7 protein-coding genes and 1 pseudogene are annotated in these 6,000 nt (G+C 65.7%); 3 read left to right on the top strand and 5 right to left on the bottom strand.

From position 1 onward, the window contains the following. Nucleotides 1-441: pseudogene (locus ACIQGQ_RS35115) on the top strand (hypothetical protein); the annotation flags it as partial. A gap of 178 nt (nucleotides 442-619) precedes the next feature. On the opposite strand, the gene ACIQGQ_RS35110 reads toward ACIQGQ_RS35115, so the two are convergent. The 3 genes from ACIQGQ_RS35110 to ACIQGQ_RS35100 all read right to left on the bottom strand — a co-directional run bounded on the left by ACIQGQ_RS35110 (nucleotide 620) and on the right by ACIQGQ_RS35100 (nucleotide 2,203). Then, the gene (locus ACIQGQ_RS35110; RefSeq protein ID WP_402404071.1) at nucleotides 620-1,441 is read right to left on the bottom strand and encodes a DUF317 domain-containing protein; all 822 of its coding nucleotides are present in this window, start codon (nucleotides 1,439-1,441) and stop codon (nucleotides 620-622) included. 17 nt (nucleotides 1,442-1,458) lie between these two features. Beyond that, nucleotides 1,459-1,749 carry a hypothetical protein gene (locus ACIQGQ_RS35105; protein WP_402404068.1) on the bottom strand — a complete coding sequence of 97 codons (291 nt, stop codon included), beginning with the start codon at nucleotides 1,747-1,749 and terminating at the stop codon, nucleotides 1,459-1,461. A gap of 100 nt (nucleotides 1,750-1,849) precedes the next feature. Continuing rightward, nucleotides 1,850-2,203 carry a DUF317 domain-containing protein gene (locus tag ACIQGQ_RS35100; protein WP_402404065.1) on the bottom strand — a complete coding sequence of 118 codons (354 nt, stop codon included), beginning with the start codon at nucleotides 2,201-2,203 and terminating at the stop codon, nucleotides 1,850-1,852. A gap of 430 nt (nucleotides 2,204-2,633) precedes the next feature. Here ACIQGQ_RS35100 and ACIQGQ_RS35095 point away from each other — a divergent pair, with 430 nt between their 5' ends. Together ACIQGQ_RS35095 and ACIQGQ_RS35090 are read left to right on the top strand one after the other, a co-directional pair. After that, nucleotides 2,634-2,873, top strand: a complete 240-nt coding sequence (locus ACIQGQ_RS35095) for a DUF397 domain-containing protein (protein ID WP_402404063.1) — start codon at nucleotides 2,634-2,636, stop codon at nucleotides 2,871-2,873. Nucleotides 2,874-2,990: 117 nt separating this feature from the next. Beyond that, nucleotides 2,991-3,896 carry a DUF5753 domain-containing protein gene (locus ACIQGQ_RS35090; RefSeq protein WP_402404060.1) on the top strand — a complete coding sequence of 302 codons (906 nt, stop codon included), beginning with the start codon at nucleotides 2,991-2,993 and terminating at the stop codon, nucleotides 3,894-3,896. A 17-nt stretch (nucleotides 3,897-3,913) separates the two neighbouring features. Here ACIQGQ_RS35090 and ACIQGQ_RS35085 read toward each other — a convergent pair whose 3' ends face one another. Together ACIQGQ_RS35085 and ACIQGQ_RS35080 are read right to left on the bottom strand one after the other, a co-directional pair. Beyond that, nucleotides 3,914-4,753, bottom strand: a complete 840-nt coding sequence (locus ACIQGQ_RS35085) for an SAM-dependent methyltransferase (RefSeq protein ID WP_402404087.1) — start codon at nucleotides 4,751-4,753, stop codon at nucleotides 3,914-3,916. A 777-nt stretch (nucleotides 4,754-5,530) separates the two neighbouring features. Next, nucleotides 5,531-5,797 (bottom strand): hypothetical protein, encoded by a 267-nt coding sequence (locus tag ACIQGQ_RS35080; RefSeq protein ID WP_402404057.1) that lies wholly within the window; start codon nucleotides 5,795-5,797, stop codon nucleotides 5,531-5,533. Nucleotides 5,798-6,000: the final 203 nt, after the last annotated feature.

The following is a 6,000-nucleotide window of genomic DNA, read 5'->3' as shown; positions in this document are numbered from 1 at the left end:
GGGAACGACGCGACGACATCCACGAAGCCTTCCTCGGCCTCGCCACCTGCCTCATCACCCACCGACACGTCCAACGCCTTTGTTAGGACCTCTTACGGAAGGGGCTCCTCGGAGATCTCCGAGGAGCTGTACAGCGACAATGCGAAGACGCTCTCTGACGGCGTCGGTCGGATCTTCGACTCCATGGCCAGCTGCCCCACCTATCGGGTCGTCTCCGGCGGCACCCTGGTCGGTGTCGCATCGCAGAAACTGACCGCACCCCGTGTCGGCGGTGACGAGGAGTGGAGCCAGCTCCTGACGTTCACGGTTGGGGAACGGAGCACCGTGGTCAAGCAGACCGCGATCCTCCACGGGAGCGTGCTGGTGATCGTCTCCGGTCCCCCGGCACTCGTGGACCGTCACCTCGGCAAGGCCCTCGCTAAGGCCACGGCGACGCGCTGACCTGCGCCTGCCGCCTGCGCTGCTGCCCCCGACCACCATGGTCCGGGGGCAGCAGCGTGTTTGGAGCAGGCCATGGCAGTCGCGTGCTGCCGAGTGGCGACTTCACCGAGAAACAAAAGAGTCCGGCACCCCAATGAGGGGTGCCGGACGGCGATCGTCGAGAGGTACGAGCAGGACGTTAGATGGCCGGCGCGCGCAGAAGGCGGTCCCTGGTGGCCTCGGGCAGTACCCGTCGCAGGACCGGTGCGGTCGAGCTGAGGGAGGCCATGAAGGCGGCGACGAGCTGGGGCGGGCAGCTCGCGGCGAACGAGGCTGCCCACAGAAACGGTGCGCCCAGCATGGGCTCGGCCCACGCCTGCCACCCGGCCGGCCCCGCCTCATCGGCCTCAACCACTAGAGTCTGCGGGTCGGCATCCTGGATGAGGGGCGGTACCTCGCCGAGACGGAGATGCGAGGTGAACGTCGGGTCTGTCGCTGCCGCCTGGGGCCGGTCGCTGTCAGGGAGCCATCCGTGGGCGGCGACCGTGTCGAGGACCAGCTCGGGTCCGGTGAGCGGCACGGCAGGCTGGTCGCTTGCGTCGAGCGCGAAGAGGAAGTCGGTCACCGCCTCGCCGGGGACATCGGTGGTGAAGTAGGCCGACCACTGGGCGAGCGGGCTGCTCGCCTCGGCCCGGGCGGAGATTTGCCAGGCGACCGGCACCTCTCCCAGGTGGAACGGCTCGTCCGCCAGCACCCACTGGGCCCAGCACAGAGTGTCGGGGCTGATGTGCAGGACGGTGCTGCGCAGAACCTGACGGTCCTCCGGTGCCTCGTCCGGCTCGTGCCGTCCGCGGACGATCGTCAGGCTCGTCCAGCCCAGGCCGGCGAGTGTGTCGGCGACGACGTCGTAGAGACGTCCATCGTCACCGGCCAGGTGCCTGGGGCCGACCCAGAACGCAGGCGGACCGCCAAGCGGGGTGGACGAGGTGGGCGGGACGTCGGGATACAGGGGCGCCTCCAAGGGCTGGGTGTGGGTCTCTAGTTGCCGCCGGCACGGCGTCGGGGGCGGCGTGGGGGTGCCTGGACGGGGCCCTGCCACGTGAGTTCGATGGCGACCTCCGGTGGCAGGTGGCCGAGCTGTGCGCCCTCGTCCCGCCCCTCGGCGAGGTAGACGACGGTCCGACCGGTCTCGTCGACAGACTGCAGGACCTGTGTCAAGCGGTGAGCCATCGGGACGAACGGGTTCATGGCCTGGCGGACCGGAGCGTCCCGATCGCAGGCGGACAACAGGTCGACAAGACTGCCGACGGTCATCTCCGGGGATGTCACGAACAACCTCCTGAGGGTTGGGATGCGGGTACGTGGAGCGGACGACCGCTCGGACGGCCAGGTCGCCGATTGGAGGCACAGCCTCCTGGTGTCCGCGTTGTCAGAGACGGTGAGAGGTCTCCAGCACGCGCGCAACGGCGGCGGCAACGATGTCGGCCGGCGTCTCGGTGTCGAACGACATGTGATATCCGCGGACTTTAGAGGTGCCGGTGACGGCGATCTTCCATCCCTCGCCGTTCGTGCCGGGGCGACCGAGCGGGAACCAGCCGAGGTAGAAGCGGCCGTCCTTGCTGCTGACGTGCACATCTGCACGGTCATCGACGATCAGGTGGAAGTCCTCGGCGGAGAACTGCCCCAGTACCTGGGTCGGTTGCCCAGGGCCGAGCTGCCAGGCCCGCAGTCGCAGGGCCTGGGGGGTAGTGGAAAAACCGGGGCCCACAGGGGCTACGGTCACAGGCAATCACCTCATTGACCTGGGGTTTTCTGCAGGGTCGTTTACGTTGGCATGCCCTCGCACTCGCTGGCCAGTCTTTCTGCGATCTTTCCTGTCTGCCCCCGGCGAACTGCCCGAGCCCTGCGCGGTGACCGGCGAACGGCCTGCTCTGCGCCAGCCGGCACGGTGCTCGCACCGCCGGACAAAGAGGGCCTCGCGCACGCCGACGGGACACCGCCCACCACGCACGACACATTATTAAGATAATCACCATGTGTGAATTCTCGATGCCGCTGATAACGCCCTTTCGAGGGACAGCGGCATCCCACCGTCGAGGTCTAGCATTTCATCCGGCCGCACTTGATCGTGAAAATTTCACGGCGTCGCGATATCAGGAATCTTCGACAGGCTGCTGGCGTGCGCTAGCGCTGGCCGAATACAGAAAGCGGGTATGAAAGTGGAGACTCTCCGCAACGGGGTGGCCGCCGGATCACTGGTCGGCGCGCAGTGGCGTAAGGCGTCCGCGAGCGATGGCAGGGATGACTGCGTAGAGCTTGCCGAGGTGGGTGAAAATGTGGCGATGCGCAACTCGCGCGACCCTGAAGGTCCGGCCCTGATCTTCACCCGGACCGAACTCGCCGCTTTCGTCGACGGGGCCTCAAAGGGCGAGTTCAATGCCATGACTGTCTGAAATGCTTCGGCCATAGGTTGCCAGGATGCCGTTGATCTGTCCATCCTCTGATTAAATGGGCGGCAAAAGCCGTGCACGTTCAGGGAGTTGGATTTGTCCCGTCATCCGCTTTCGCTGGTGACTTCCGAAGGGAAGAAGCCGCGACGGTCTGTTCACCTGCTTGAGCAGGCCGTCGCGGACATGCTCAAGCAGCACCGCGGCGATCAGCCGCAGGGCGATGTTGTCGCTGCCGTTCCGGAGATCGGCTCCGTTCCCACACTGAGTCGTTACGAGAACGCCGGCGTCGAGATGAAGCCGGAGAAGGTCGTCGCGCTGCTCCGTTACTACGAAGCGAAGCAGAAGGATGTCGACGAGGCACTGGAGTGCCTGGCGCGAGCGAAGCAGATACCGGGCTGGGCCCCACCCCCCGGCTCCTCCGAAGCATTCCGCGCGCTGTTCGCGATGGAGTCGTGCGCCAAGGTGATCAGGGTCTATCAGGAGTCCAGCGTTCCGGGAATGCTGCAGACCCGTTCCTACGCGAAGGCGTTGATGGGTGATTTCAGTCGGGCCCAGCCCGATGTCGACCGGCAGCACAGGCGCCGGGAAGAGCTGGAAGAACGTCTTGAGTTCCGGATGCGGCGTCAGATGCTCATCGACGGGGACAACGCTCCCTGGTACGAGGCGGTCATTGCTGAGGCTGCCCTTCTCATGCAGGTAGGTGGCCGCCGCGTTCACCGGGAACAGTTGCGGCACCTGTACAGCGTGGCGGAGAACAAGCCCCGGGTGCGCCTTCGGATCCTGCGCGGCTCATCCCCTCATGCGGGATCGGCATTGCATAACGCCATGACCCTCCTCAAGCCGTTCAACGAGGCCAGAGGCCGGGCGGTCTATCTGGAGAACAGGAACCGGGGCGGCGAAATGATCACCGATCAGGGCGAGGTCGAAGCCTATATGGCCTCGCAAGATGACCTCTGGACGGCCGCCTGCGACAAGGAGGAGTCCATGGCGCTGCTCCAGCAGTACATCGACCGGCTCAGTGGCTGAGTCCGCCGCCCCAGGTCCTACTTGATGAGTGCGACACCGCCGTACTCGACCCATTCCTCGCTGTTCTGACGAGGGGCGAGGTCACTGTCGGGCCGCCAGCGGGATACCTCCACCGGCTTCTGCTCCTTCGCCTCCAGCAGTTCCAGGTCCGTGAAGAAGCGATTCACCTCGCTGAACGAACGAACGTCGCCCCAGTTGTTGCCGGTCGACTCGGCCATGAAGCGAGTGATCCGGTCACGCAGATCGGCGTCGTCGCTGGCGAGCTGGGAGATGACCATGTAGCTCCCGGCCGGAAGCCGTTCGGCGACCCGGCGGATCAGCCTCCACGGGTCGTCGGAATCTGGAATGCAGTGAAGAACAGAGACGAACAGTGCCGCAACGGGTTGCTGCCCGCGCAGAAGCCGCTTGACCTGCGGGGATTCGAAGATCTTCTCCGTTTCCCGCATGTCGGCCTCCAGGACAGCGGTCGTTGACGGGTCTTCGGCCAGGCTCATGTTTCCATGGGCGGCCACAACGGGGTCGTTGTCGATGTAGACGACTTCACACGACGGGTCCACCGCTTGCGCGATCTCGTGGACGTTCGGGCTGGTGGGCAGGCCAGATCCGTGGTCAAGGAACCGGCGCACTCCGCGGTCCGCGAGATACCGAACAGCACGTACGAGGAACGCCCTGTTCACGAGGGCGAGATCCCGGGTACTCGGTGCCATTCGAAGCAACTCCGCGCAGGCATCCCGGTCTACCTGATAGTTGTCGGTTCCACCGAGAAGATGGTCATACATTCTCGCGACGCTGGGCTTGCTGAGGTCAAGGATGAGAGGCTCCCCACGCTCTCGGCCACACGTCTCCCCTGGGGGCAGCGGCTCTCCGAAGGTAGGGACCACATGCTATGAGGGCAGCTCGCTCCACGGCTACCCGAGCCACCAACGGGCGAAACACGTTCGGAGCGAAAGCGATCCCGCATCGACCCGAAGCGCGCCCGGCGCACGCCGCTGCAGGTCAGACGGCATCCGACGCAGGCATATGACAATCACTTTCGAGGGCGACGGCGTTCGTCAGCGCCGTACGCCGCAGCAGCTCAAAGGCATCGGGCGACAGACCCATGGCACGGCCTGCGGCGGCCGCAGAGCATCCCAGCCGGTGACGCAGCACCAGGGCGTCGGCCTCCGGCGTTCGCAGGTCCCCGTACAGGACTCGAACACCCCCTGTTCGATGAGGTGCGAGGGCATCCGTCAGCAGGGTCCACGAGTAGCCGGAGGGCGACGCGCTTCGCAGAGCGGCCCCCCACTGGTCCCCCAACATGTTGAGGGCGGCTCGGGCCAGGCTCGGGGCGGCTGCTGCACCACCAGTTACCGCCACAGCGAACTGCCAGTAGAGACACCAGTGTTCGCGGCAGAAGGCGGCGTAGGCGGTCTCGGCACAGCGGCGGCCCGGTGGCTCGCCGTCGAGGCGGCACATCCAGTGATCGTGCTCGTCGTCCGCTCTCAGCCTCGGTCGGCTGGAGCACTGATGCATGCTCGTCACCTCGATTCGGACCGGGCGCGGAATACCCCCGGCTCTTACGGAGACGGACTCCGTGGAGGCGCCGAACTGCCGGCCGCCACGTGAACAACGCGTCGGCCAGCAGCGGCGCGGGGTCAGCGGAAGCGGCGGACCTTGAGGAACACCAAGCCGCTACGGTCGGTGCATACGGCGACCGAGACGGTAAGCAGGACCCGGGTGGGAATCGACTCCGGCCTGACCAGGGACGTGGCGATCACGCCAGCCATGAGGGCGGTGCCCAAGCGAAACCGCAGCAGAAGAACACTTTCCACAGCGGTTTGCAAGAGGCTCGGAATTGGAATGCTAATCTCTGGCACCGCCGGAAGAGCGCTAGCGAGCTTTCGGCGGACGTGCTGGATCATCGACGTCTCCATAGGTCGTTGGACAGTTCCAGCGCGGATGGAGGGGCTTCGAGGCTGACGTCAACCATACTCGGGGCCCCTTTTCCGTGCCTGCCCGGACACTAGTCGCAGCGTCTGATCAGCGGGATTCCCCGATAACTGTGAAAACGGAACAGGGAACTTCTACTTCGAGGCGCGCCAGTACGACGGAGCCAGGATGCTTC

Origin of the sequence: Streptomyces sp. NPDC092952, from assembly GCF_044754785.1 — a bacterium.
Lineage (GTDB): Bacteria > Actinomycetota > Actinomycetes > Streptomycetales > Streptomycetaceae > Streptomyces.
Note: the sequence above shows the minus strand (reverse complement) of the source record. Positions and strands in the feature narration are given on the sequence as shown.